Origin of the sequence: Achromobacter sp. SIMBA_011, from assembly GCF_046535435.1 — a bacterium.
Taxonomy (GTDB): Bacteria; Pseudomonadota; Gammaproteobacteria; order Burkholderiales; family Burkholderiaceae_B; genus Achromobacter; species Achromobacter dolens.
Genome location: NZ_JAWRWN010000005.1, coordinates 249,758 through 273,887, shown reverse-complemented (window position 1 = coordinate 273,887; position 24,130 = coordinate 249,758). Strand labels below are relative to the sequence as shown.

General features: G+C 59.3%; 23 protein-coding genes. 7 read left to right on the top strand and 16 right to left on the bottom strand.

Features of this window, described 5'->3' with window-relative positions; genetic code table 11:
* The 6 genes from SB816_RS19500 to SB816_RS19475 all read right to left on the bottom strand — a co-directional run bounded on the left by SB816_RS19500 (position 1) and on the right by SB816_RS19475 (position 7,672).
* Positions 1-2,049, bottom strand: coding sequence for an acetate--CoA ligase family protein (locus tag SB816_RS19500; protein ID WP_006385434.1), 2,049 nt, complete (start codon positions 2,047-2,049; stop codon positions 1-3).
* A 1-nt stretch (position 2,050) separates the two neighbouring features.
* Positions 2,051-3,208, bottom strand: a complete 1,158-nt coding sequence (locus SB816_RS19495; protein WP_006385435.1) for an acyl-CoA dehydrogenase family protein — start codon at positions 3,206-3,208, stop codon at positions 2,051-2,053.
* 69 nt (positions 3,209-3,277) lie between these two features.
* A complete protein-coding gene (locus tag SB816_RS19490) occupies positions 3,278-4,414 on the bottom strand; it encodes an acyl-CoA dehydrogenase family protein (protein WP_006385436.1) in 1,137 nt (378 codons plus the stop codon).
* A complete protein-coding gene (locus SB816_RS19485) occupies positions 4,411-5,595 on the bottom strand; it encodes an acyl-CoA dehydrogenase family protein (protein ID WP_006385437.1) in 1,185 nt (394 codons plus the stop codon). Before SB816_RS19485 ends, SB816_RS19490 begins: the two co-directional genes overlap by 4 nt.
* Positions 5,596-5,612: 17 nt before the next feature.
* Positions 5,613-6,422: an enoyl-CoA hydratase/isomerase family protein gene (locus SB816_RS19480; RefSeq protein WP_006385438.1), complete on the bottom strand. Its 810-nt coding sequence runs from the start codon at positions 6,420-6,422 to the stop codon at positions 5,613-5,615.
* 56 nt (positions 6,423-6,478) lie between these two features.
* A complete protein-coding gene (locus SB816_RS19475) occupies positions 6,479-7,672 on the bottom strand; it encodes an acetyl-CoA C-acyltransferase (RefSeq protein ID WP_006385439.1) in 1,194 nt (397 codons plus the stop codon).
* 66 nt (positions 7,673-7,738) lie between these two features.
* On the opposite strand from SB816_RS19475, the gene SB816_RS19470 reads away from it, so the two are divergent.
* Positions 7,739-8,704, top strand: a complete 966-nt coding sequence (locus SB816_RS19470) for a zinc-dependent alcohol dehydrogenase family protein (protein ID WP_035181915.1) — start codon at positions 7,739-7,741, stop codon at positions 8,702-8,704.
* A 33-nt stretch (positions 8,705-8,737) separates the two neighbouring features.
* Here SB816_RS19470 and SB816_RS19465 read toward each other — a convergent pair whose 3' ends face one another.
* The 4 genes from SB816_RS19465 to SB816_RS19450 are packed head-to-tail and all read right to left on the bottom strand — an operon-like array spanning position 8,738 to position 11,309.
* Entirely contained in the window at positions 8,738-9,517 is a 780-nt protein-coding gene (locus SB816_RS19465; RefSeq protein ID WP_006385441.1) for an SDR family NAD(P)-dependent oxidoreductase, read from the bottom strand.
* 35 nt (positions 9,518-9,552) lie between these two features.
* Positions 9,553-10,323: an enoyl-CoA hydratase/isomerase family protein gene (locus tag SB816_RS19460; RefSeq protein ID WP_035181917.1), complete on the bottom strand. Its 771-nt coding sequence runs from the start codon at positions 10,321-10,323 to the stop codon at positions 9,553-9,555.
* A 7-nt stretch (positions 10,324-10,330) separates the two neighbouring features.
* Complete coding sequence (locus SB816_RS19455; RefSeq protein ID WP_006385443.1) at positions 10,331-11,170, bottom strand: MaoC/PaaZ C-terminal domain-containing protein; 840 nt, start codon at positions 11,168-11,170, stop codon at positions 10,331-10,333.
* A 13-nt stretch (positions 11,171-11,183) separates the two neighbouring features.
* Positions 11,184-11,309 (bottom strand): hypothetical protein, encoded by a 126-nt coding sequence (locus SB816_RS19450; RefSeq protein WP_269726593.1) that lies wholly within the window; start codon positions 11,307-11,309, stop codon positions 11,184-11,186.
* Positions 11,310-11,488: 179 nt separating this feature from the next.
* Between SB816_RS19450 and SB816_RS19445 the strand changes: the two genes are divergently transcribed.
* Entirely contained in the window at positions 11,489-12,331 is an 843-nt protein-coding gene (locus SB816_RS19445; protein ID WP_080564218.1) for an IclR family transcriptional regulator, read from the top strand.
* Positions 12,332-13,070: 739 nt separating this feature from the next.
* Here the strand turns inward: SB816_RS19445 and SB816_RS19440 are convergent.
* The 6 genes from SB816_RS19440 to SB816_RS19415 form a co-directional block, all read right to left on the bottom strand.
* Positions 13,071-14,000 carry an electron transfer flavoprotein subunit alpha/FixB family protein gene (locus tag SB816_RS19440; RefSeq protein WP_006385445.1) on the bottom strand — a complete coding sequence of 310 codons (930 nt, stop codon included), beginning with the start codon at positions 13,998-14,000 and terminating at the stop codon, positions 13,071-13,073.
* A gap of 2 nt (positions 14,001-14,002) precedes the next feature.
* Positions 14,003-14,752, bottom strand: coding sequence for an electron transfer flavoprotein subunit beta/FixA family protein (locus SB816_RS19435; RefSeq protein WP_006385446.1), 750 nt, complete (start codon positions 14,750-14,752; stop codon positions 14,003-14,005).
* Positions 14,753-14,777: 25 nt separating this feature from the next.
* Positions 14,778-15,227 (bottom strand): MarR family winged helix-turn-helix transcriptional regulator, encoded by a 450-nt coding sequence (locus SB816_RS19430; protein ID WP_006385447.1) that lies wholly within the window; start codon positions 15,225-15,227, stop codon positions 14,778-14,780.
* Positions 15,228-15,294: 67 nt separating this feature from the next.
* Positions 15,295-16,104, bottom strand: coding sequence for an enoyl-CoA hydratase/isomerase family protein (locus SB816_RS19425; RefSeq protein WP_006385448.1), 810 nt, complete (start codon positions 16,102-16,104; stop codon positions 15,295-15,297).
* A 94-nt stretch (positions 16,105-16,198) separates the two neighbouring features.
* Positions 16,199-18,217, bottom strand: coding sequence for an NADPH-dependent 2,4-dienoyl-CoA reductase (locus SB816_RS19420; RefSeq protein ID WP_269874094.1), 2,019 nt, complete (start codon positions 18,215-18,217; stop codon positions 16,199-16,201).
* A 44-nt stretch (positions 18,218-18,261) separates the two neighbouring features.
* Positions 18,262-19,032, bottom strand: coding sequence for an enoyl-CoA hydratase/isomerase family protein (locus tag SB816_RS19415; protein WP_006385450.1), 771 nt, complete (start codon positions 19,030-19,032; stop codon positions 18,262-18,264).
* Positions 19,033-19,223: 191 nt separating this feature from the next.
* Between SB816_RS19415 and SB816_RS19410 the strand changes: the two genes are divergently transcribed.
* From SB816_RS19410 to SB816_RS19390, 5 genes are all read left to right on the top strand, one after another.
* Positions 19,224-20,198, top strand: coding sequence for a Bug family tripartite tricarboxylate transporter substrate binding protein (locus tag SB816_RS19410; protein WP_269874096.1), 975 nt, complete (start codon positions 19,224-19,226; stop codon positions 20,196-20,198).
* A gap of 199 nt (positions 20,199-20,397) precedes the next feature.
* Positions 20,398-21,660, top strand: a complete 1,263-nt coding sequence (locus SB816_RS19405; protein ID WP_035181946.1) for a CaiB/BaiF CoA transferase family protein — start codon at positions 20,398-20,400, stop codon at positions 21,658-21,660.
* Entirely contained in the window at positions 21,636-22,790 is a 1,155-nt protein-coding gene (locus SB816_RS19400; protein WP_006385453.1) for an acyl-CoA dehydrogenase family protein, read from the top strand. The genes SB816_RS19405 and SB816_RS19400 overlap by 25 nt, the downstream gene beginning before the upstream one ends.
* A gap of 21 nt (positions 22,791-22,811) precedes the next feature.
* Positions 22,812-23,285: a MaoC family dehydratase gene (locus tag SB816_RS19395; RefSeq protein WP_006385454.1), complete on the top strand. Its 474-nt coding sequence runs from the start codon at positions 22,812-22,814 to the stop codon at positions 23,283-23,285.
* A gap of 20 nt (positions 23,286-23,305) precedes the next feature.
* Entirely contained in the window at positions 23,306-24,073 is a 768-nt protein-coding gene (locus SB816_RS19390; RefSeq protein WP_006385455.1) for a glucose 1-dehydrogenase, read from the top strand.
* The last annotated feature ends 57 nt before the right edge of the window (positions 24,074-24,130 follow it).

Genomic DNA, 24,130 nt, shown 5'->3' with positions numbered 1-24,130 from the left:
TCACTTCCCTTGCACCAGGACATCCACTGCAGCCACGCCCTTACCTTCCGCCAGTACCATTAGCGGATTGATTTCTGCCTCGACGACCTCGCGACAAGCCGCCAGACGCGACAGCGCGGCAATTGCCTCGGCCAGCGCTTCTCTGTCGCCACGTGGCTTGCCTCGATATCCATCCAGTACTTTCAATGGAGCAAGCTCGGAGATCATTTCTCGCGCCTCAGCCACCGAAACCGGGGCCAAGCGCAACACCCGCTGTTCGCTCAATTCAGCGAGAATGCCGCCCATAGCAACCGTCACGACGGGGCCCACTTCCCGGTCTCGCAGAAATCCCACCAGTACTTCGGCAACCACGCCCCTCACCATCGGCTGAATCTGGATACGAACCTCTTTTCCATCGAACACCTCGCTAGCCTTCCACTGAGCAAGAACCTGAGCCGCCTCGTATGGGGTAGCGATGCCCAAGACCACACCACCGACGTCCGTCTTATGCAAAAGGCCTTCACCATAAACCTTCATGACGACGGGATAATCGAACGGAAGCGCCAACGGCTCCTCCGTATCCCAGGACGCAAGAACTTCGGGGGGACGTGCAATGCCGATGGCATCCAGTAATTCCTCAGGGCGCCTCCGCGCTGGTATGGCGAGAGGATTCTCGGGGCGATCCCGATATCTCGCTTTGAACACCGCCTGGATGGCATCCGCACACACCTCGGGCGCATTGAAAGCGGGAACGCCGGCCGCAAGCAGTAATGCGAGCGCTTCAGGCGCGTGTGGCATGACTAGGACAGCGATCGCACACGACGCCTTCTGGAAGGCTTCGATGACCGGAGCGACCGTGGCCTGCGGCCGGCTATGGGCCGAGGATCCCAGGACAACCAGTACCAAGTCGAAATCCCCAGACCCAGCAACCACGTCCAAGGCTCGAGACATCACCTCTGCCTTGGTGCCCGCCAGCGTCAGGTCCAGGACCGAGCCGTCGCCATAACGGATTCCAGATTGGGACAGATCCTGGACACTGGACGCCGACAAGCGGCTCACGTGAACTCCTCTCAGCGCCATCTCATCCACTAGCATGGCAGATCCGCCGCCCGTGGTACCAACGACAGCCAAACTCACCGTCCTTTGCTGCGGTATGTCGCCGAGTACTCGCGCTAGCGTAACGGCTTCCGGAAGGGCATCGATATGGTGAATACGAGCTATGCCGGATTCCCTGAGAAAAGTCGCTGCGAACTGATCTTCTCCGACCATCGCACCAGTATGTGAGACAGAAAGCTTGGCCGCCTCCGCGGTCCTGCCCAATTTGTATGCGACGACGGATTTCCCCTGCGACCTTGCTTCCGCAGCAAATCGGCGCAGGCGGTCCGCATCACGCAGATGTTCAAGAAAGAGGATGTAGCCGGTAATAGAGGGTTCCGACAGGGTGGAGGCGCAAATGTCCGCCATCGTCAAGTCAATCTCCGAACCTACCGAAACGAGGCCCGCGAAGCCGGCTCCGCGGCTACGGGCGCGCGTGACAAGCGCACCGATAATGCTTCCGCTATGCGACACTACCAATTGCTGCCCTACGGGGAACTCCCCAGCGCAGGCGGCATTCGCCGATAGCCTGCAACCATTCTGGAAGTTGACCACACCAAGGCTGCTGGGGCCCAGCAGCCGAGTTCTTGACCCGAGCAATGCGGCACGGATCTCATTCTCGAGGGCGACGCCCTGCGGCCCGGATTCGCTGAAGCCACTGGCCAATATGGTCACTACGGGAACCTCTAGAGCGACACATGCCTGAACCGCTGCAAGCACTGTTGTCGACGAGCCCAGCAGATAAACGTGGTCTGGCGTTTCGGGCAGGTCGCTCAAGTCGTCCCAGGTCTGCTCTCCTTGCACGACAGAAAATTTGGGGTTAACGACATAGACGCGCCCCTCATAACTCGCCTCGCGCAACAAGGCCAGCGGTCTGCCAGCGGGGCTGTCTCTGCGGTCCGAGGCGCCAACCAATGCGATGCTGCGCGGACGGAAGAGAACATCGGCCAGATTCAATTCCGAGGAGTAAAACATTTCAGGCAGCCGTCGTATGTCGTTGCGGAAAGCTTTGCCCGAACACGCCCTCGGCGATACGGTTTTTGAGAATTTCCAGCGAGCCACCGGCGATCATCCAGCCGCGGATACGCCGGACGCAGTATTCGACTAAGGCCTCCTTGCTGTATCCCATCGCTCCCATGACTTGCAGCGCTTCATTTGCTACGTCCCACGCAGCTGTATTGCAGGCCAGCTTGGCAATCGCCGTACTCTGCGCCGTCGGCAACCCGGTAGCGCCTTCCATCGCCGCCTTGTACAGGAGCAGTTGCGCTGATTCCAGCTTCAAAGCCATCTCGGCAAATTTCCACTGAATCCCCTGGAAATCGCACAATCGGCGCCCGAACTGCTTGCGATCAAGAGCGTGGTCACGCGCGGTGTTGAAACAATATCGGCCTAGTGCTAGCGCCCGTGACGCGTTGCCCAACCGTTCAACATTGAAGCCTGAAATCTGCTTTTTGAAGCCGCCTTCCCCCAGCAACACATTCTTGATCGGGATGCGGCAATCCTGGAAATAAAGTTGACTCCACTGCTCGCCGCTCATGAATTCCGAGGGATTTCCGACCTCGAATCCCGGGGTCCCCCGCTCCACCAGGACCGAGCCGATACCATTAACGCCCGGACCGAAACGCACGTACACTAAAAACAGGTCGGCATCCGGGCTATGCGTCGAGAAGACCTTGCTGCCATCGAGTATTACTTCATCGCCATCGAATTTCGCAGACATCTTGAGTTCAGTGACGGCTGAACCGGCATCGGGCTCACTCATACCCAGCGCGATGACGGAGCGACCTCGCAGGAGGTCGGGCAGGAAGCGCTTTTTCTGTTCGTCGGTCGCGTATTGGACGAAAGTTCGAATGGGACCGAAATTTCCCGCCTGTACGACGTCGGCACTCTTAGGGCAGGCCAATGCGACTTCCTGGATGGCTAGTACCGATTGCATTAGCGTGCCTCCCATCCCACCATCCGCCTCGCTGAATGCGATGCCAAGCAGCCCCTGGTCCGCCAGCATAGCCGCCACGTCCGACGGAAAATCGGGCGAATGCGCGCGTGCCAGAGCACTAGGCGCAAGTTTGTCCTGTGCGAAGCGACGAACAGCATCGACGAACATACGGTCATCCTCGGTTAATTCGAAATTCATGTCCTGATCCTTAAGCTTTATCTGGCCAGCGCCGCACTCGGCGGTTGACAATGAGACGGCCTTAACGGTCTATGGCTGAGTTGAAAATACGCCTTCCGTAGCTGAGAGGCGCTTCATATGGAAGTTTTTGTCGCCGAACAACGATTCGAGCACCATGAGGCGACGCACGAAATGACCGACCTGATATTCCTCGGTCATGCCAATACCGCCATGTAGCTGGATGGCCTGCTGCGATATGAACCGGCTCGATGCGCAAATTTGGATCTTGGCAGCGGAAATAGCACGGCACCGTTCGGCCAAAGGCGCGTCGGCTGCCATGGTGGCGTACATGCTCATGCTGCGCGCCTGCTCCAACTCGACCAGCATATCGACGGCACGATGCTGCAGCGCCTGGAAGCTGCCAATCGCGCGGCCAAACTGACGCCGCGTCTTTAGGTAATCGACGGTGAGATCGATGAGGACCTGCATGCTTCCCACTGCGTCTGCAATAGCTATGCCAGCGCCGTCACAAGCAACGAGACCAAGCACCTCTTCAGCATTTTCCTTTACCACCAACTGCGCGTCGACGCCGTCCAGAATGATGTCCGCACTGCGCGTTCCATCCAGGAGTGTGTATGGCGTTCGGAGCAGCCCTGCCGCGTCACCGTTCACGTGAAAGATCGCGCGACTCGGAACTCCGCCGGCACGTGCGCTTTGCGCTGTTACCAGGAAACCATCCGCCGAATCGCCGTGTAGCACCAGCGTCTTGCGGCCTGTCAGACGCCACTGATCGCTGATACGGTCCGCGCGAGTAGCGGCGCCACCGTGGACAAAGCGGGTGCCAGCTTCAGTATGCGCCATCGCCAGCCTGAGTGACCCGTCGGCTAGACGCGGAATCCATTGTGCACGTTGTTCGATAGAGGCGCCGTACTTTAAAGCCCCCCCGCACAGCACGATACTGGAAATGAATGGTTCCAACAGCGCGCCTTTGCCCAACGCTTGCGCAGCCAACATCAAATCGGTAGGCGTGCCGCCGAGGCCTCCATCTTCTTCCGAAAAGGGCAATGCGAGTAAGCCGATCTCGGCCAGGCTGTTCCAGACATCGGGGCTCCAACCCAGGGAGTGGCGAGCATACCTCTGTCGCTGTTCGAATGAGTACTCCTTGGACACTAACCGATTCAGCGTATCCACTAACGCGCGTTGATCATCTTCGAGGTCAAAGTTCATGACAACTCCAGTGTGACCTTGGCGAGAATGTTCTTCTGGATTTCGTTCGAACCACCGAAGATCGAATACGTACGTGAGAACAGATAGCTGGGTGCCGCCGCGGCGGCCCAAGCGGGCACAATGTCTTGGCCGGAAATATTCTCAACATCGGGCAAGGCGAGTGGACCAAGCAAGTCCATCAGCAACTCCATAGTTGCCTGCTGCATTTCCGAGCCTTTGACTTTGAGGATGGAAGCGAATGCATCAGGACCCTCATTACGCTTTGCGCCGATTGCGCGCAATTGGGAAATCTCCAGCGCCTTCACCTGGACTTCCAATACCGTCAGCCGCTGTCTGAACTGAACGTCCTCGATCATTGGCTTGCCGTCATCACCCAGGACTCGCAGCGCGAGCTCTCGGATTCTGCGCAGGCGCTCCTTCGAGACGCCGACGCGCGCAATGCCAGACCGCTCATGTCCTAACAGGTATTTAGCGTATGTCCACCCCTGGTTTTCCTCGCCAACACGGTTCGTCACAGGTACTCTCACGCCGTCGAGGAACACCTCATTGGTTTCGTGATATCCGTCTATCGTGTGGATGGGGCGGACGGCGATGCCTGGCGTCTTCATATCGATCAGCAGCATGGTGATGCCCTCCTGCTTACGCGCCGCGGGGTCGGTACGTACAAGGCAGAACATCCAGTCGGCATAGTGTGCCTGCGTCGTCCACAGCTTCTGGCCATCCACGACATAGTCATCGCCCTCGCGCCGAGCAACCGTGGTCAGCGACGCCAGATCGGAACCAGCGCCCGGCTCTGAAAACCCTTGGCACCACCAATCGTCCAAGTTGGCGATCCTGGGCAAAAGCTGCTTTTTTTGCTCTTCACTGCCGAATGCGATCAGCACCGGCCCCAACATGCCAGTGTTGAAGGACAAAGTCTCCGGCGCCGGTGCCTGCTGCAGCTCTTCGAGGAATATGAAGCGCTGGATCGGGGTCCAACCAGTTCCGCCATAAGCGACAGGCCAAGCGGGCACTGCCCAGCCCTTGGCGTTCAGAATCCGCTGCCAGCGAACCCAATCATCTTTCTCCAGGTGACGGCGGAGCAAGGTCTTCTGTCGAATATCATCTGGCAGCTCGTCGGCGAGAAATTGTCGGACCTCCTGGCGAAAGGCGTCCTCCTCGGGGGTGAACCTCAAGTCCATTTATGCCTCCAACCCTATCAACGACCCACGAATTCGGGCTTCCGCTTTTCCGCGAAAGCCGTCGCTGCTTCCTTGTAATCGGCTGTCTGCATGGACAGAGCTTCGTAAGATATCGAGGTATCCAGTGTCAAATTGAGCTGTTGCTTCAGGTTCTTGTTCATCGACAGCTTGGTCCAACGCACGGCCCACTTGGGCAACGCGGCAAGTTCGGCGGCGATTTCATAAGCCTTCGCCATTACTTGGTCTGCAGGCACCGCATGATTCACAAGCCCGATGCGGGCAGCCTCCTCCCCCTTTACAAGCAAACCGCGCATCAAGAACTCCTTGGCGCGTTGCGGCCCGATCAACAACGGCCAGATGATGGCGCCTCCATCTCCGGCGACCAATCCTACTTTGACATGGGTGTCTCCGATCTTCGCGGTATCAGATGCCACAGTAATGTCGCAAAACAAGGCGATATTGGCGCCCAGGCCAATTGCGTCGCCATTCACCGCGGCAATGATCGGCTGCTCCACTTCCAGCAGCGTGTTGTAAATCCGACGGGTCTTTTCCGGAACGCGGATGGCATATTCAAACCCATGTTGGGTGCCCGCCCGCTCCGCCATCCGCTTGATGTCTCCGCCCGCTGAGAACGCGCGCCCGGCGCCAGTCAACACCACGACTTTAATTCTTTCATCCCTGGCGATATCGACAAAGATGTACTCCAGTTCCGCATGCACCTCAGGATTGACGGCGTTCAAAAGTTCCGGGCGGTTCAGGGTGACGGTAGCTATGCCGTCGTTGTTCTCAACCTTGATGAACTGATATTTTTCGTAAGTTATGTCCATTGTCCTCATCCTATTTATGGGACCACTAGGTCCGGTTTCCTGCCGAAGGTCTAGACTCAGCAGCGCTCAATTACAACGGCAATACCTTGCCCAAGGCCTATGCACATTGTCGCGAGCGCATAGCGACCGTTGATGTGCTCGAGTTGTCGCGTGGCTGTCAGGACTAGGCGTGCGCCGGATGCGCCCAAGGGATGGCCGATGGCAATCGCTCCACCATTGGCATTTACGCGCTTGTCGTCGCCGCACAGATCCATTAGTTTCAAGCAGCCGAGTACTTGCGCGGCGAATGCCTCGTTCAGTTCGATGACATCCATCTGCGCCAGCGAAAGGCCGGCGCGCTTGAGTGCGATCCGCGATGCGTCGACCGGCCCCAGGCCCATTACTCTCGGAGCGATTCCGGAAACTGCCCCAGCGAGCACACGAGCGCGTGGTCGCAAACCGAGCCGCTTGCCTGCGCTGCGTGAGCCCACCAGCAGCGCGACCGCTCCATCATTGACACCGGAGGCATTTCCGGCTGTCACGACGCCATCGGCATATAGCGTTTTCAAGGCTTGCAAGCCTTCAATAGTGGTCTCCCCACGTGGATGTTCGTCCTCAGCCACCGTCGCCGCAGCGCCCTTGCGCCCTCTGATTTCGATAGGAAGGATTTCGTCGTCGTAAAAGCCAGCTTGTTTTGCTTGCGTGTACTTCAGTTGTGATGCCAGGGCGAATTGATCCGCGGCCGAGCGTGTAACGTCCAGCTCCCGGGCAACGTTATCCGCCGTTTGTGGCATGGCGTCGCCGCCGAACTCCTTGATAATGCGCGGATTAGGGAACCTAGCGCCCAGCGCCTCGAACATCTTCGGCTCCCGCGCAAACGCCGTCTCGCTTTTAGAAAGCACGAAGGGGGCTCTCGTCATACTCTCCACCCCGCCTGCGATGAACAGTTCGCCCTGTTGCGCTGTTGAGGCGTGGGCGGCGCTGAGTACGGCCTGCATACCGCTGCCGCATAGTCGGTTGACGGTCTGCCCCGGGATTGACACCGGCAGTCCTGCCACCAGAGACGCGTGGCGCGCTACGTTGCGGGCATCCTCGCCCGACTGACTGGTGCAACCGGCGATTACATCGTCGATCTGGTCTGCCGCGACGCCTGTACGACGTATCGCTTCCTTGATGCAGAGCCCCAGAAGATCATCGGGACGTATGCTGGACAGACCGCCAGCGCGCCGGCCGATTGGGCTGCGGATTCCGTCATAAACAAAACAATCCATTGTTAGCACCCGTGAGTCTAATTAATGCCGCGAGTATACTTGTTTTTTTGGAACCGGATTCGCCTTATGGAACTTGTTTCTTCTTTTTCCGTCCTATTGATGCGCTTCGACGCGATCTCCCTTGTGCCGCATAAGGACCCGCCGCCCCCCCTCGGCTCCGATGTCTTGCTCCAGATGCTCTTCAGCCCGGTGAATCCGGCCGATTTGCTCGAAATCGACGGGTCCTATGCAAACAGCCGACTCCCCTTGACTCCCGGTGCGGAAGGAGTGGGGCAAGTCGTCGCCTGCGGACCCGAGGTGAAGAGCCTGGCAGTAGGCGACCTAGTGGTTCCTTTGCCGAGAGGCAACTGGCAAACGTACAGAACTCTCGATGAGTCGGCGCTGATTCCTCTGCCCAAAGGGGTAAACCTCACCGAAGCTGCGATGTTGCGCGTCAATCCCGCCACGGCACACCTGCTTCTCGCCGACCGCAGCCCAGGCGATTGGGTCGCCTATAACGCACCGAATTCGTCGGTGGGCCGCCTGCTCGCTGCACTTGGCAAAAGTGCCAAGCTGAATATGGTCGCCGTCGCCCGTGACCCGCAGGCGGCAGCTGCACTGGCACAGGTCGGGGTCGCGGCTTGTACCACAGGCCCGACACTGCCTGACGAGCTAAGGCAACTGTCAGCAGGCCAGGGCGTAGATCTGGCGCTTGACTGCGTGGCCGGCCCGGATAGCGCTTGGTTGACACGCAGCCTGCGCGTTGGCGGAACATTACGCGTCTATGGGCATCTCTCGGGCAAGGACTGCGCGATTCCGTCGCGTCAGCTCACCTTCGGAAAGGTGCAGGTGCATGGCTTCAACCTAGGGCAGGCCTTAAGCCAGCTGTCGTTCAACGCCGTGCGCAAGTTGTACGGAGAGCTTGCCGAGCAACTCGTGCAGAGGAAACTGCCAATGCCGGACTGCACAATATATCCCTTGACCTCCATCGAGGCCGCCTTGTCTGCGGCCAGGACATCCAACAAAAGTAAGGTACTTATCGCTCTGTCATAAAAGCCCGCTGGTCGATGAGGACATGGCTGACGGCTAGGGATGCATATGTGCGCCGCCATTGACCGAATACGTCTGTCCCGTTACCAGTTCGGACGCGTCGGACAGGAGGTAAAGAATGGACCGTGCAGCCTGATCGGCCTGAACCCACCGGCCCATCGGTATCTTTGCGAGGGATCGGTCGCGAAACTTGTCGCTGCGCAGCATTTCAGTCATGTCCGTTTCCACTAGGCCGAAGCAGACAGTGTTCACCCGGATCTCGTGCTTGGCCCACTCCTGCGCGGCGGACATCGACAAGCCGAAAAGACCAGCCTTAGCTGCCCCGTAGTTAATTTGCCCGATGGTGCCTCGACGGCCGGCATCGGAGGAAATGTTGACAATCGATCCGATGTTGGTGCCACCGGCTTCCGCGCGCAGCAACATATGCCGCCCCACCGCCTGCAGGGCCACGAACGCGCCTGTCAAATTCACGTCTAGGACTTGCTGCCATTGCTGCATGGTCATCTTGGCAATCATGGCTGCGCGGACAATACCAGCGTTGTTCACAAGACCGTGGACGGCGCCGAAACGGGCGACGGCTTCAGCTACCGCTCGGGCCATGAAGTCCGGGTCCGTGACACTACCCGACAGATAAAGCACCTTGTCCTTGTCTAGGTAACCCACGGCCGCCGTCAAATCAGCCTCATTAACATCGATCATCGTGACCGTGCCACCAACAGCGAGGATCTGGCGGGTAACTTCCAGACCGATCCCTTTCGCCGCTCCGGTCACAACAATATTCCTGCCTTCCAACGACATCGGATTGGTATACGTCATGGTTCTTCCAAGTATTTGATGGATCCCCGGTTCGGCTACTTGCCGATGAACTCGGGCGTACGTTTTTCTTTGAAGGCAGCCACACCTTCCCGGTAGTCAGCCGACTGCGTGAGCTGCGTTTGGATCAGGAGCTCAGATTCGAGAAATGCCTCCAGACTAGGCGTCGACGCTGCCTGCATCATGTTTTTTGACAGACCGATAGCCATTCCAGGACCGGCCGCCAACATGCGGGCGTGAGACATCGCGACGTCCGCCAGCTCGGAGACCGGAACGACGCGATTCACCAGGCCCCAGCTCAATGCCTCGCTGGCCTGCAGCCGACGGCAGGAATAGATGAGGTCCTTGGCACGCAGTACACCGATGTTGCGCACCAGGAACCACGCCGACCCGCCGTCCGGCGCCAGTCCCATACGGCCGAAGATTTGGCTGAAAAAGGCTTTGTCTGTGGCGATAATATGGTCGCAGGCCAGAGCCAAGCTCCAGCCCAGTCCGACACATGCGCCGTGGACTGCAGCAATGACGGGCTTCTCCAATGTGTAGATGGAGAGTACGCTGCGCTGCAGCAATCTCAGACGCTTCCTGCTAGCCGCGGCGTCGCGCCCCCCCATGCCGGATGCATCCGAACCCGCGCAAAATGCGTCTCCGGACCCAGTCAGTACGACAGCGCGAATAGCATCATCATCCGCGATGGACTGCATGTGGGAGATCAGTTGCTCACGCATCTCAGTAGTTAGCGCGTTCCTTCGCTGAGGCTGGGCGATTGTTACGAGCCCAACTCCATCCTGAACTTTCAATGTGATAGACATGGCCTTCTTAAGCCTTTTCAATTAAGGCAAAACCGTTATCGAGTACTTTTACTGCCCGCTCTACCGCCCATACCTGAAACTTGTGGGAATCGCCCTGCTCCCAGATCCGCACCTCCAGGGTGTCGCCTGGGTAGGCGGGCGCTGAAAACCTGCCCCCGATTTCGCTGAGAGCGTCCGGGCGGAAGTTGCCCACTGCGCCCAACAAAAGTTGCGCGGCGGTCCCGAAGGTACAAAGTCCGTGGAGGATGGGGCGATCGAACCCCGCCTTTTTGGCGTACGCCGGAGACGTGTGTAAGGGATTGCGATCCCCATTTAGCTGGTACCACAACGCTGCGTTCGCCTGTGTGGCGAGGCGCGACGAATAATCGGGCGACCTCTCGGGAATGGGAGGAAGACGATAGGGAGGCTCCATAGTTCCGCCGAACCCGCCATCTGCCCGGCAAATGCTGGCGGACCTAAGCGTAGCCAACATCTCTCCCGAGTTTTCGAGCCGGATATTGCGCGAAACATAGATCACCGCGCCACGCTCGGGGCCGCGATCAACTACGGCCTCGACATGCGCCTGGCTGATGACGGTCGCCGATGATGGAAAAGGGCGCAGCAATTTGAGCGCCTGCTCCCCGTGCACGAGCTTTGCACGAGTAACACCAGTCCTTGGGTCGGAGGTCCACGGCCCGGGCAAAGCCAAAACGGTCGCCAGCGTTGGAAGGGTCAACTCACCGCCCTGGGTCACGAATGGCAATTGACGTTCGTCCAGCGGATCGGACCCGACGCCGACGGAAAGCGCATAACGAATGGCGTCGTCTTCCGTGTACTGGCAGCGAACTTCAGGTAAGGACCAGGACATAAGAAGGGCAGGGTCAAGCGGCACGTTGAAGCCCCCGGATCTTATCTCCGTCAATTGCGGTCAGCAGGCGGGCGGTCAGCGCCCAGCGGCCGCAGCATTCAGGGCCAATTGTTTCGTTCATCACACTCTGTTCTTTCATATGCCTCTTCCTTGTTGTTCGCCATGATGACCGGTTATCCCTACTGAAGTCAATATTTCAGAATCGGTTTCATAGAGCGAAACTTTTCAAGAGTTAGATGGTTCGCGTGCTAGACTAATGAGACAAATTCTGCGCAAAACTGCGCCCCGGGAGTCAACATAAATCCTTCGCCGCTCGCTATGAATGAAACCAGCTCATCCGCGAAATCTGATAACGATGTTCGTGCTGTCGTGCGAGCCCTATCCATCTTCGATGCCTTTGACGCGTCGCGGCCCAGTCTTTCTCTTCAAGAGATTGGGGGCCTTATCGGCATGCCGAAGGCAACGACATTCCGACTAGTCAACACGCTCAACCGCGCGGGTTTTCTTGTGCGAATGGATGACCAGCGCTACTGTCTATCGGGAAAATTTACACGGCTTGGCAATATCGCCAGAGGAAAGTTGAACGTCCGCGACGCCGCGCTTCCTGTCATGGTCGAAGTCAACCGGCTTACGGGCGAAACGATCACGCTTAACGTTGCCTCGCAATCCAATCGTGTATGCCTGGAAGTCGTGGACACGCCGGCCCCCTTGATGGCTATCGTCCGCCCGGGTGAACACGTGCCCATCCTCTTTGGCGCGACCGGCCGCATTCTTCTTGCGTCCATGACTAATGAGCAGTTGAATGATTTGCTCGGTTCGTCTAAGGAGGGCCAGGAACTCGACGGGGATGCTTTGCGGCGCGAACTTCAACGCTACCGCAGCCAGGGCTATGCGATGACGCGTGGACAACGCATACCCGGGGTCACGTCCATTGCGGTGCCCCTCGTTACTCCGCAAATGCCGGAACAGTACTGCCTTGCGCTCACTGGGCCCAGCGTGCGAGTGGACGCGCGGGAGGCGGAGTTCATCGAACTCATGCTGGGTGCCGGGCAACAAGTTTCCACATTGTTGGGCGCGAAAGCTTTGGCGCACCAACCAACCAGCGCACCATCTGTTACGCCCGGCAAAACACGTGCGTCAAACAGGCCGCCCGCAACATAGCCGGGCCTCCGCTGTTTGAACGTAATCAGAGGCACGTGGCTTACCGGTCGAGTGCGAACACGACTCGGGAGCCGGCCATAAAGGTACGAGATGATCAGCGGGGCTGCCGGTAACCAAGGCTAGACGCTGCAACCCTGATCCATAGCGCATGTATTGCGGAGGAACCGCAATCGGAGTGCGCAGCTCATCTGGTACGGCATATGGCCAGAACGGATGTTCTTAAAAATTCTCGCCCCAGCAGCACGATGTCTGCTTTACCATTCCAAATGGCTTTTCGGGCAGGTGAGCTCTATCAATAAGACCGGCACCACCCGTCAAAATCCCAAGCTCGCGACGCAGAAGCTGCGCTGCGCGGATCGGATCATTGGCGACGGTTTTGGCTGATCATCGCAATACCGCCTGGGGAACAGTCAATGAGACCGACTCCTTGCTTTTCTTCCCACCGCTCGTCGATTAGAAAGTCTTTCGGCGTATAGCGCCCTCCACTATAGTTCGTGGAAAAGGGCAAAAAAGGCGAAAGCCCCGCAAAGGGCGGGGCTCCGTAGTCCGATAACCTATTTCGTCGTTTTCTGCAGACACGACATCGACTGTACACAACCCATTTACTCACAAATTGAGTCCATCCGCTATTGGGTTGTGCCCACAATCGACATCGCATTGAGCGTCCGTTGTGGTTCCGGTAGCGCAACGCGCAAACCTGTCATCTTGTAGGCAACGGGCCAATAGGCCGAACCCTAGCTTATAGCGTGTTTGTCAGCTCAGGCACGACCTGGAACAAGTCGCCGACCAGACCATAGTCGGCCACGCCAAAAATCGGCGCTTCGGCGTCCTTGTTGATCGCAACGATGACCTTCGAATCCTTCATGCCGGCCAGATGCTGGATGGCGCCGGAGATGCCGACCGCCACGTACAGCTGCGGCGCGACGATCTTGCCGGTCTGACCAACCTGCCAGTCGTTCGGCGCGTAGCCGGCGTCGACCGCGGCGCGCGAAGCGCCCAGCGCGGCGCCCAGCTTGTCGGCCAGCGGATCCAGGATCTTGAAGTTTTCGGCGCTGCCCAGACCGCGGCCGCCCGACACCACGACACGCGCGCCAGCCAGTTCGGGACGGTCGCTCTTGGCGACTTCGCGGCCCACGAACGTGGACAGGCCCGAATCGGCCACGGCGGCGGCGTCTTCGACCGAGGCGGAACCGCCTTGGGCGGCGACGGCGTCAAAGCCGGTCGTGCGCACGGTGATGACCTTGACGGCGTCGGCCGATTGCACGGTGGCAATGGCGTTGCCGGCGTAGATCGGGCGCTGGAACGTGTCGGCGGATTCGACACCGATGATGTCGGAGATCTGCGCCACGTCCAGCTTGGCCGCGACGCGCGGCGCCACGTTCTTGCCCGACGCGGTGGCCGGGAACAGGATGTGGCTGTAGTCCGAGGCCACGGCCAGCACCTGCGCCGCAACGTTTTCGGCCAGGCCGTCGGCCAAATGCGGCGCGTCGGCCAGCAGCACCTTCGCCACGCCAGCGGCTTGCGCGGCCTGGTCGGCCACGGCGCGCGCGTTGGCGCCGGCGACCAGCACGTGCACGTCGCCTCCGATCTTGGCGGCGGCGGCGATGGCGTTCAGGGTTGCGCCCTTGAGATGGGCGTTATCGTGTTCGGCAATAACCAGCGTCGTCATGATCAGACCACCTTCGCTTCGTTCTTGAGTTTGTCCACCAGCGCCGCGACATCGGCAACCTTGATGCCAGCCTTGCGGGCGGGCGGCTCGCTGACCTTCAGCGTCTTCAGGCGGGGTGCCGGATCAACGCCCAGGTCCTGCGGCGTGACGGCGTCCAACTGCTTTTTCTTGGCCTTCATGATGTTCGGCAGCGTGACGTAGCGCGGCTCGTTCAGGCGCAAGTCGGTGGTCACGATGGCCGGCAGCTTCAGCGACAGGGTTTCCAGGCCGCCGTCCACTTCGCGCGTCACGGTGACCTTGCCGTCGGCCACTTCGACCTTGCTGGCGAACGTGGCTTGCGGCCAGTCCAGCAGCGCGGCCAGCATCTGGCCGGTCTGGTTGGCGTCGTCATCGATGGCCTGCTTGCCCAGGATCACGAGCTGGGGCTGTTCCTTGTCGACCAGGGCCTTGAGCAGCTTGGCCACGGCCAGCGGCTGCAGCTCGGCGTCGGTCTGGACCAGCACGCCGCGATCGGCGCCGATGGCCATGGCGGTGCGCAGTGTCTCCTGGCATTGCGCAACGCCGCAAGAAACCGCCACGACTTCAGCGACGGTGCCCTTTTCCTTCAGGCGGGTCGCTTCTTCGACGGCGATCTCGTCAAAGGGGTTCATGGACATCTTCACGTTGGCGATATCCACGCCGGTCTGATCAGACTTGACGCGCACCTTGACGTTGTAGTCAACGACGCGCTTGACAGGTACCAGTATTTTCATAGGTTTCCTATGTGAAAAGCAGGCGTCAGAGCTCAACCTCAGCGATGTCGTGTTGCAGCCGATTAAGGAAATGCAGAAATGTCACGCTATCGTCGAATTGAAAGCTCTTCATCGCTTGCCGGTAGAACTTGTAGATGTTGGGCTGGATCTCGTCCCAAAAGCGCTGGCCGGCCGGCAGCAGAATGACCACGCGTGCGCGCCTGTCATTCTTATCGGGCACGCGGCGCACATGCCCTTCCCGCTCCAGTCGCTTCAAAACGCCGTCCAGGCTTTGGCGGCTTACCACAAGATAGTCGGCCAGTTCTCCGAATGTCATGCCCTCTGCCGCCTTCGGCCGGGTCAGCGCGCCGAGCACGGCCCACTGCACAGTGCTGATTCCGAGTTCGTTGATCGCCTCGCGCTGCAGCGAGTTTCCCAGTTGGAACAGACGAAAGAACAGCCGATTGTGGATCTCGGCGCCTGACTTGTTTGCCACGATGTTGTCGCCCTTGCAACAGATGAATGGAAGCGAGATTAACTCATGGCCTAGCCAAACGCGCCTACTAAAAGGGGGTTTCGACAGGGAAACGGGCAGGCCGCTTCTGCAAGAAGGCATCCATCCCCTCTTTGCCTTCCGGGCTGGCCATGCCTATGAACTCCATCGCCAGCGAGGCATCGAATATCGGGCCGGCCTGTCGTAGCCAGTTGTTCAGCGCGTGCTTGGTCCAGCGGATGGCGCCGGGCGCGCCATCGGCCAGTCGGGATGCAAGTTCGACGGCTTTGGCTTCGACCTCCGAGTCTTCAAGCGCCAGAGAGATTAGATTCATGCGCTCAGCTTCCTCGCCGGTGAAGCTGTCTGCGGTAAGCAAATAGTATTTTGCTTTGGCCATGCCGCACAACAGCGGCCAAATGATGGTGGCGTGGTCCCCCGCGGCCACACCGATTTTCATGTGTCCATCAGAGAAACGAGCATCTTTGGATGCAATGGAAATGTCGGCGAGGACCACGCACGCAAGGCCGGCGCCAACAGCCCAGCCGCGCGCTGCAGTAACGATCGGCTTGGAGCAATTGATCATGCCGTAGACGATGTCGCGCGCTTCCTTCATTGTCTGCATGCGCGTGTCGTAGTCGTCTGCGCCGTGGCGTTCATGATTAAGGTCGCCGCCGGCCGAGAATGTGCGGCCTTCCCCGGTCAGCAGGATTGCCGAGACGGAGGGGTCCGCATCCACGTCCCGCCATATCTGCGAAACTTCCCGGTGCATGGCTGCATCCATGGCGCCCATTTTAAGCGGCGAGACCAGAGTGATTCGAAGTACTCGGGGATGAGGCCGGTCGAACTTGAGCCGAGTGTAGGAAGCATAACGGTCGTTCATGATCAACGATTCCTGTGTGAGGAGAGGAAATGCCGCGGTGATTACTGGCGGCGGAGTCGTGGCGGGAAAGTTCCCGCGCACAGCGAAATATCGATCAGAAGGCATGGGCCAGCCGCAGCGCCTCCTCGATGGCGCGAGCGGCATCAAGTTCAGCCGCGATCCGCGCGCCTCCTATAGTTTCAACGCGCATGCCGGAGCGGGCTAGCGGATCGCTCAGTTCGTCCTGCGCTATCTGTCCGGCGCATACGATGACGTCATCCACCGGAAGCACGTGTGCGACTCCACCACAGGAGTAGGTCAAACCTTCGTCGTCGATGCGGTGATAGGTGACGCCCGACATCATCTGGACTCCGGCTCGCTTCAACCGCGTCTTGAGGATCCAGCCGGTGCTTTTGCCAAGGCGCGCGCCCGGTTTGTCGGCGCTGCGCTGCAGCATGAAAATAGCGCGCCTTGATTCACGTGGCGAGACGTCCTTCACGCCGCCCGGGCTCCTCAAGGAGGCATCGATGCCCCAATGCTGCCGGAACAATTTTGGTGAAAGCGATTCCATGGAGTCGCCCAAGAGAAATTCCGCGGTGTCGAAAGCAATGCCTCCACCGCCGATGAGTGCCACGCGGCTGCCAACGCGACGGCGCCCCGACAGCACTTCGTCATAGAGGGCAACTTTCGGATGGTTTATGCCGTCTATGCTTGGCATCCGCGGGATCACGCCCGTGGCCACGACGACGGCGTCATAACCTCCCGCCTGCAATTCGGCGGCAGTGACCCGGCACCCTAGCGTGACTGCCACGCCTAGTTCGGCGAGTCTTACTTGGAAGTAGCGCAGCGTTTCGTTGAATTCGCTCTTTCCCGGTATGCGGCGCGCCAGGTTCAGCAAGCCGCCCAGGCGCCGCTCAGCCTCGTACAACACAACTTTGTGACCACGTTCGGCCGCGTAGACGGCGAAAGCCATGCCTGCAGCGCCGCCGCCCGCTACCGCGATGCGCTGCGGGGGCGCAGACTGGCCCGCCGGATAGTCCAATTCGCGCCCAGCACGGGGATTGACCAGGCACGATGCCGCACGCTCGGTGAAGATGTGGTCCAGGCAGGCCTGGTTGCACGCGATACAGCTATTGATGAGATCGGCGCGCCCCTTGCGCGTCTTGGCGGCGAATTCGGGGTCGGCAAGCAAAGGCCTTGCCATTGACACAAAATCGGCGACGCCGCCAGCCAGCAGGCTCTCAGCGACGTCGGGCGTACTGATTCGGTTGGATGCAATGACGGGAATGGAAACTGCGCCTTTGATGTTGCGGACGGCGAAATCCCAGGCGGCTCTCGGAACGGACGCCGCTATCGTAGGGATGGCAGACTCGTGCCAGCCCACCCCGGTATTGAGCATGTCGACGCCAGCTTGCTGCAAACGCAATGCCAGCTGGGCCGTCTCGGCACCCGTTAGTCCGCCGTGTACCAGGTCTACGGCCGAGATCCGGTAGATGAGCAGAAAACGGTTGCCGACGGCGGCGCGCACTGCTGCGATCGTCTCCAAGGGGAAGCGGATGCGATTCTCGAAACAGCCGCCGTATACGTCGGCGCGAAGGTTGGTGGCAGGGCTCGTGAACTCATCTAGCAAATAGCCTTCGGAACCCATGACTTCAACGCCGTCGTAGCCAGCCGCCTGCGCAAGCATCGCGGTATAGGCTATCGAACGCACGGTCAGTGAGATGTCTTCCAGCGTAAGCGCGCGGGGCGCATGGCGATTGATGTGCGCGCGTAGATCCGTTGGACCAACGCACAACGGATGCTTGGCATAGCGACCGGCGTGCAGGATCTGCAGAGCGATTTTCCCGCCTTCCTCGTGCACGGCTCGTGTAACTGCCATATGCGGCGCCAGCTGCTCCGGGTGTTCCAGCACTGGCGCGTCCTCCTCCATGCGGCCCGCCAGGTTCGGCGCGTATCCTCCGGTTAGGATCAGGCCTACTTCGCCGCGCGCGCGTTCGCGGAAGAACTGCTCTTGCCTCGCCAAGGGCTGATCCAGGGTCTCGAGGCGGGTATGCATCGAGCCCATGATCATCCGGTTGCGCAGGCCGAGAAAGCCGAAGTCGTAAGGCTCAAGCAGGTGGGAGTATGGGTGCATGATTTGCCCGGGTTTGCGGCAGACTGGCGGCCGGGGAAAACGAATCAGTTGTCGGTGAACGCTGCGGGCCGTTTACCCAGAAAGGCGGCAATGCCTTCGGCCGCATCGCTCGATTGGACGCATAGCGCGAACATGTCGGCTTCGATCGCCAGCCCCGACGCCAACGCGCCGTCCAGCCCCCGACGCATGGCTTCGCGCGCCATCGTGATAGCAACCTTGCTGTGTCTGAGCATGGGCGCCAGAAAGGCGCGCCCCAAGTCACCCGGGTCGTCGCCCTCCACAATGCGGTTGACTAGGCCGATGACCAGGGCCTCCTCGGCGTCGACGGTCCGGCCAGAGAGAACCAGTTCTGCCGCGCGGGCCTCGCCGATCAGCCGAGGCAGGCGTTGCGTGCCGCCATAGCCGGGGATGAGCCCCAACTTGACTTCGGGCAATGCCATTCTGGCCTTGGCCGTGGCAATACGGAAGGTGCAGGCCAGTGCCAGTTCCAGGCCGCCTCCGAAGGCAAATCCGTGTATGACCGCCACACTGGGGAGGCTTGATTGCTGGATGCGATTGAAGAGGGTTTGTGCCTGGCCGATGTTCGCCCGATGCGTGGCGGCCGTACGGGCCTGAAGCTGCGCGATGTCCGCGCCGGCGCACAGCGCCTTGTCCTCCGCGCCGATAAACACCATGGCGCGACAGCTCGAGGCCTGCGCCTCGTCTAACGCCGCGCCTAAGTCGGCGAGCATCTGCTCGTTCAGTGCATTGAGGGCCTGCGGGCGGTTCAGCTTGATCACGGCCACCTGGTCGTGCAACTCAGTCACTACGGTCATTGCTTGCCTCCGATTTTGAATTTATATCAACATCATGATTCAACTGTGGAGCGCTTGTAAAGGAAAAATTTGCCTTCAGCGCGGCCAAAAACGTATACTTATGAACAGCGTTCATTATTATGAACTAGGCAGCACCTATCGACGACGCAGGAGACGCTCGGTTCTGAAGCCGGCATACAGAGGAGATAGCCATGAAACTATTGCGCATACTGGTGGCAGCGCTAGTCAGCAGTCTGATTCTGAACCCCGGCACGGCAGGGGCCCAGCCGGCATTCCCTAGCAAGCCCATCCGAGTCATCGTTCCGTTCGCGCCTGGTGGCGCGACCGACCAGGTCGCTCGTCTGTTAGCCGCCGAGGTATCGGTCGAGCTGGGTGTCCCTGTAGTGGTGGAGAATCGTCCAGGCGCCAATGGCAACATCGGCGCTGAAGCTGTGGCGCAGGCTGCGCCGGACGGCTACACACTCCTGCACAGCACCTCCTCGCTGGGCTTTACGGCCGCGTTCCGCCAGAAAGTCTCATACAACCTCGACAAAAATCTGACCCCGGTTTCGCTGCTGATCGACCAACCTTTGCTGATAATGGCGAGTTCCCCTCTCGGGGTGACAACCGTGCCGGAGCTGAAGTCCTACGCCCAGAAGCATCCCGGCAAGCTGAACTACGGCTCGTCAGGCAATGGCAACCTAACCCATCTGGCCATGTTTGTGCTGCTGCAGGCGGCGGGAATTGAGGCTACGCACATACCCTATAAGGGCGGCGCGGGGGCATTCCCCGATTTCATCGCGGGGCGTATCGACCTCTTTGCGGACCCTATCAACTCAGCCTATCCCTATGTCCGGGACGGACGCGTGAAAGCGCTGGTGGTTACTGGCAAGGACCGATCGCACCTGCTACCTGATGTGCCTACAGCCGCGGAGGCAATCCTGCCCGGCTTCCAGATGGGCGCCTGGCAAGCGTTGATGGCACCCGGCGGAACACGGCCAGAGGTTATCTCCCGTTTAAACCAGGCTTATGTGAAGGCATTGAATACCCCCAAGGTGGTAGCCCATTTGGCGGCACAAGGGGCGATCCCGAAGGCGGCTTCGCCGCAGGAGTTCCGCAGCTTTCTGCAGGCAGAAATTGAACGCTGGACAGCCGTAGTGCAAACCTCCGGCATCAAATTGGACTAGCACTGCGCATTCCTGGTTGGGTGGCGCGGTATCTTTTCATCCGCGTGCGTTTTCGGCCTAGTTACTCGCACTAATACATCAAGATCATGATGGATATGATTTGTAAACCGCATTTAGGAATTGTGCGACCTAGCGGTCAAATATACAATAATAAACACCATTCATAAATATGAACGACTCTAAATCAGAGGTTATGCATATGGCTGGATCGCTCTCTCATTTGCGTGTGCTGGACCTGACCCGTGTCCTTGCAGGCCCCTGGTGCACCCAGATGCTGGCCGACTTGGGCGCCGATGTCATCAAGGTGGAGCGCCCTGTGCTAGGTGATGACACTAGGCATTGGGGGCCGCCCTGGATAGTGAATAACGAGGGCGAGCGTGTGGGGGATTCGGCCTACTTCACGTCCGCCAATCGCAATAAGCGCTCCGTCGCCATCGACATTTCGACCCCGCGGGGGCAGGAACTGGTACGAGAACTTGCTCGCCAATGCGACGTCGTCGTCGAGAACTACAAAGTTGGAGACCTAGCTCGGTACGGCCTGTCGTACTCCGACTTGCGCGAGCTGAATCCGCGCTTAGTTTACTGCTCCATCACCGGCTACGGGCAGGACGGGCCGTGCGCCCATCTTCCCGGCTACGACTTCATTTTTCAGGGGGAAGGCGGACTGATGAGCATTACTGGAGAACGCGACGACAAGCCCGGGGGTGGCCCGATGAAATCCGCCATTGCCGTCGCCGACGTGCTTACTGGCTTGAACGCCACCATCGGCATCCTCTCGGCGATCGAAAACCGACATGCAACCGGCAATGGCCAGCATATCGATGTCGCGTTGCTGGATACGGTCGTCAATTTCGGGGCAAACCAGATAGCTAGTTACTTTGCCAATGGATCGATTCCACGCCGTTGGGGCAATGAACATCCCAACTTGGCGCCATATCAAACATTCCCCACGGCAGACGGACACATCATCATCGGATGCGGTAACGACGGTCAGTTCCGTAGATTGTGCGAACTGATCGGCACTCCAGAAATGATTAGCGATTCACGCTTTGCAGATGTGCCCGGACGCAACATCAATCGCACCGCGTTAGTTGACGCGTTGGAGAGAGTTATCCGCACAAAAACGTCCAGACACTGGCTGGACCTGCTCGCCAACTCCGAAGTCCCGAACGGCTCCATCAACAACTACGCGCAGGTATTTGAGCATCCGCAGGTGGTACATCGCGGTTTGCGCGTGGACATGCCCCATCCGGGCGGCGCCACGGTAGGCATGGTCGCCAATCCTATCCGTATGTCCGACACGCCGGTGGAGTACAGATATCCCCCGCCATTGCGCGGACAACATACCGCCGAGGTGCTCGCATCGCTGCTCAACAAGTCCGATGCCGACATTGAGGCGCTGGAAGCAAACCGAATCATCGAAATCAGGAATACATCATGCATGACGGCCAATACGCGTTGAACGAAGAGCAGTTGCAGATACAAGACCTCATCAGGCGCGTGGCTCGAGAAAAGGTCGCGCCGAGAGCCAACGAGATTGACAGCAGCGCCGAGTATCCGCATGACATGTATGCCCTTCTCAAGGCGTTGGGCCTATTCACTCTTCCCTTCCCAGAACAGTATGGAGGCGCGGGCAGCATGTTGTCCGCTTGCCTTGCGATCGAAGAGTTCGGCCGCGTTTGCTACAACACCGCGTACTTGCTGCTGGTCCAGTGGGTGCCGTTCGGCGCGATCCTGCACGGCGGCACGGAGGAGCAGAAGGCCCGGCTTTTGCCCGGCCTTGCGAGCGGCGACTTGCGCGGGGCCTTCTCCACCACTGAGGCACAAAGCGGTTCGGACGTGAGCGGCATCAAGACCCGAGCCGAGAAAGCCCCCAATGGCTTTCTGTTAAATGGCGCCAAGATCTGGTGTACCAACTCGGATATCGCGGATTTCATTTTAGTGGCGGCAAAGTACCGCGAGAATGACAAAGACGGAATCAGCCTTTTCATCGTCGAGAGGGGCACACCAGGTTTGCAGGTCGGGCGCAAGGAAGAAAAGATGGGTGCGCGCGGGGTCCCGTCCTGCCCGCTGTTTCTCGACAACGTATTGGTACCCGAGGCGAACATGCTGGGAGGCGGATTCAAATCGGTAATGGAGGCTTTCAACGCCAGTCGTCCGCTGATCGGGGCGCGCGGTGTCGGCCTGGCCCAGGGTGCCCTGGACCACGCAATCGATTTCGTCACAAATCGAACGGCATTTGGCCAACAGGTCGGTGAGTTTCAAGGCGTGCGCTGGATGTTGGCCGACATGGCCATGCAGACCGAAGCAGCCCGTCAACTGGTGTATCGGGCAGCCTCGATGGTAGATGGCGGCGCGCCGGCGGCGGCCCTGGCCCCCGTGGCGGCGATGGCGAAATGCTTTGCCAGCGATGTGGCCATGAAAGTCGCGACAGATGCGGTGCAGTTGTTCGGTGCAGCCGGGATTTCGTCGGAGTATCCAATCAATCGCTATTTCAGGGATGCCAAAGTGCTTCAGATCATAGAGGGCACTAACCAAATCCAACGCAACATCATTTCGAACAGTCTGTTGGGCCGCCCGGCCCGTAAATAAAACACACACAAGGAGACAGCAATGAACCGCGAAGAAATCGAAACCGTAGGCCTTGGCATGTACTTCGAAGACCTGCCGGTCGGACGGAAATTCAAGACGCTGGGACGCACTATCCAGGATGCAGACGTGTGCGCATTCATCAACTGCATACATATGACTGAGGTTCTTTTTACCGATATGGAGTTCGTCAAGAACGAATCCGACATCAAGGGTCGCTTCGCGCCGGGGTCGTTCGTGTACGGAATTTCGGAAGGCCTTCTGACACAGTCGACCATGCAGAAGACCGGTTACGCCTTCCTGAACATGGAGTTGGACATCAAAGGCCCTGCTTTCGTTGGGGACACCGTCCACGTTGAATGTGAAGTGATCGAAGCGCGCCTGTCAAACAGCCGTCCGGGGCGGGGGCTGGTGCGCACGTTCAACAAAGTGGTCAAGCAGGACGGCACGATCGTAATGACGTACACCCCGCTGCGCATGATCAAGTGCCGCAACTAAGACTAGCCAGGAGAAAAGCCATGAAGGGTTTGCAAGACAAGGTTGTGATCGTCACAGGCGGCAGCGGCGGCATCGGTGCCGCGTTATCCGATCGTTTTGCCGAAGAAGGCGCTAAGGTTGCCATATTCGACCTGAATACCGAAGCAGCGGAACTAATCGCCGCGGGCATCCGCGAAAGAGGCGGCCAGGGGGCCGTGTATGGCGTGGACATTACCGACTATTCCGGGATCGTCACCGCCGTAGCCCGCGTCGAGAACGAGCTGGGGCCGATTGACGTGCTGGTCAACAATGCGGGCTGGGATCACGCCGCTCGGTTTCTCGATACCGAGCCGGAGTTGTGGGACAAGATAATTAACATCAATTTGAAAGGTCCTATCAACCTGCATCATGCAGTGCTCAAAGGCATGGTCGCGCGCGGCAAGGGGCGTGTCGTCAACATCGCGTCCGATGCAGGCCGCGTCGGCTCTTCCGGAGAGTCGGTTTATTCGGCATGCAAAGGCGGCATCATTGCGTTCACGAAGACCATGGCGCGGGAGGTCGCTCGCAAGCAGATCAACGTTAACGTGGTGTGCCCCGGGCCAACCGACACTCCACTGTTCCGAGACTTCGCTGGCGAAGGCGAAAGCGGCGCCAAGCTGCGCAACGCGCTAGAGAAAGCCATTCCATTCGGGCGGCTTGGACAGCCCGCCGATGTGGTCGGCGCGGTGTGTTTCATGGCGTCCGACGACGCAGCATTTATCACCGGCCAGGTTGTCTCGGTGTCCGGTGGACTGACAATGGCTGGCTAGGTTCCGTTGGCTTAACCGGCGCGCAGCGCCGGCTGCCAAGCGATAAGAAGAGGAGAC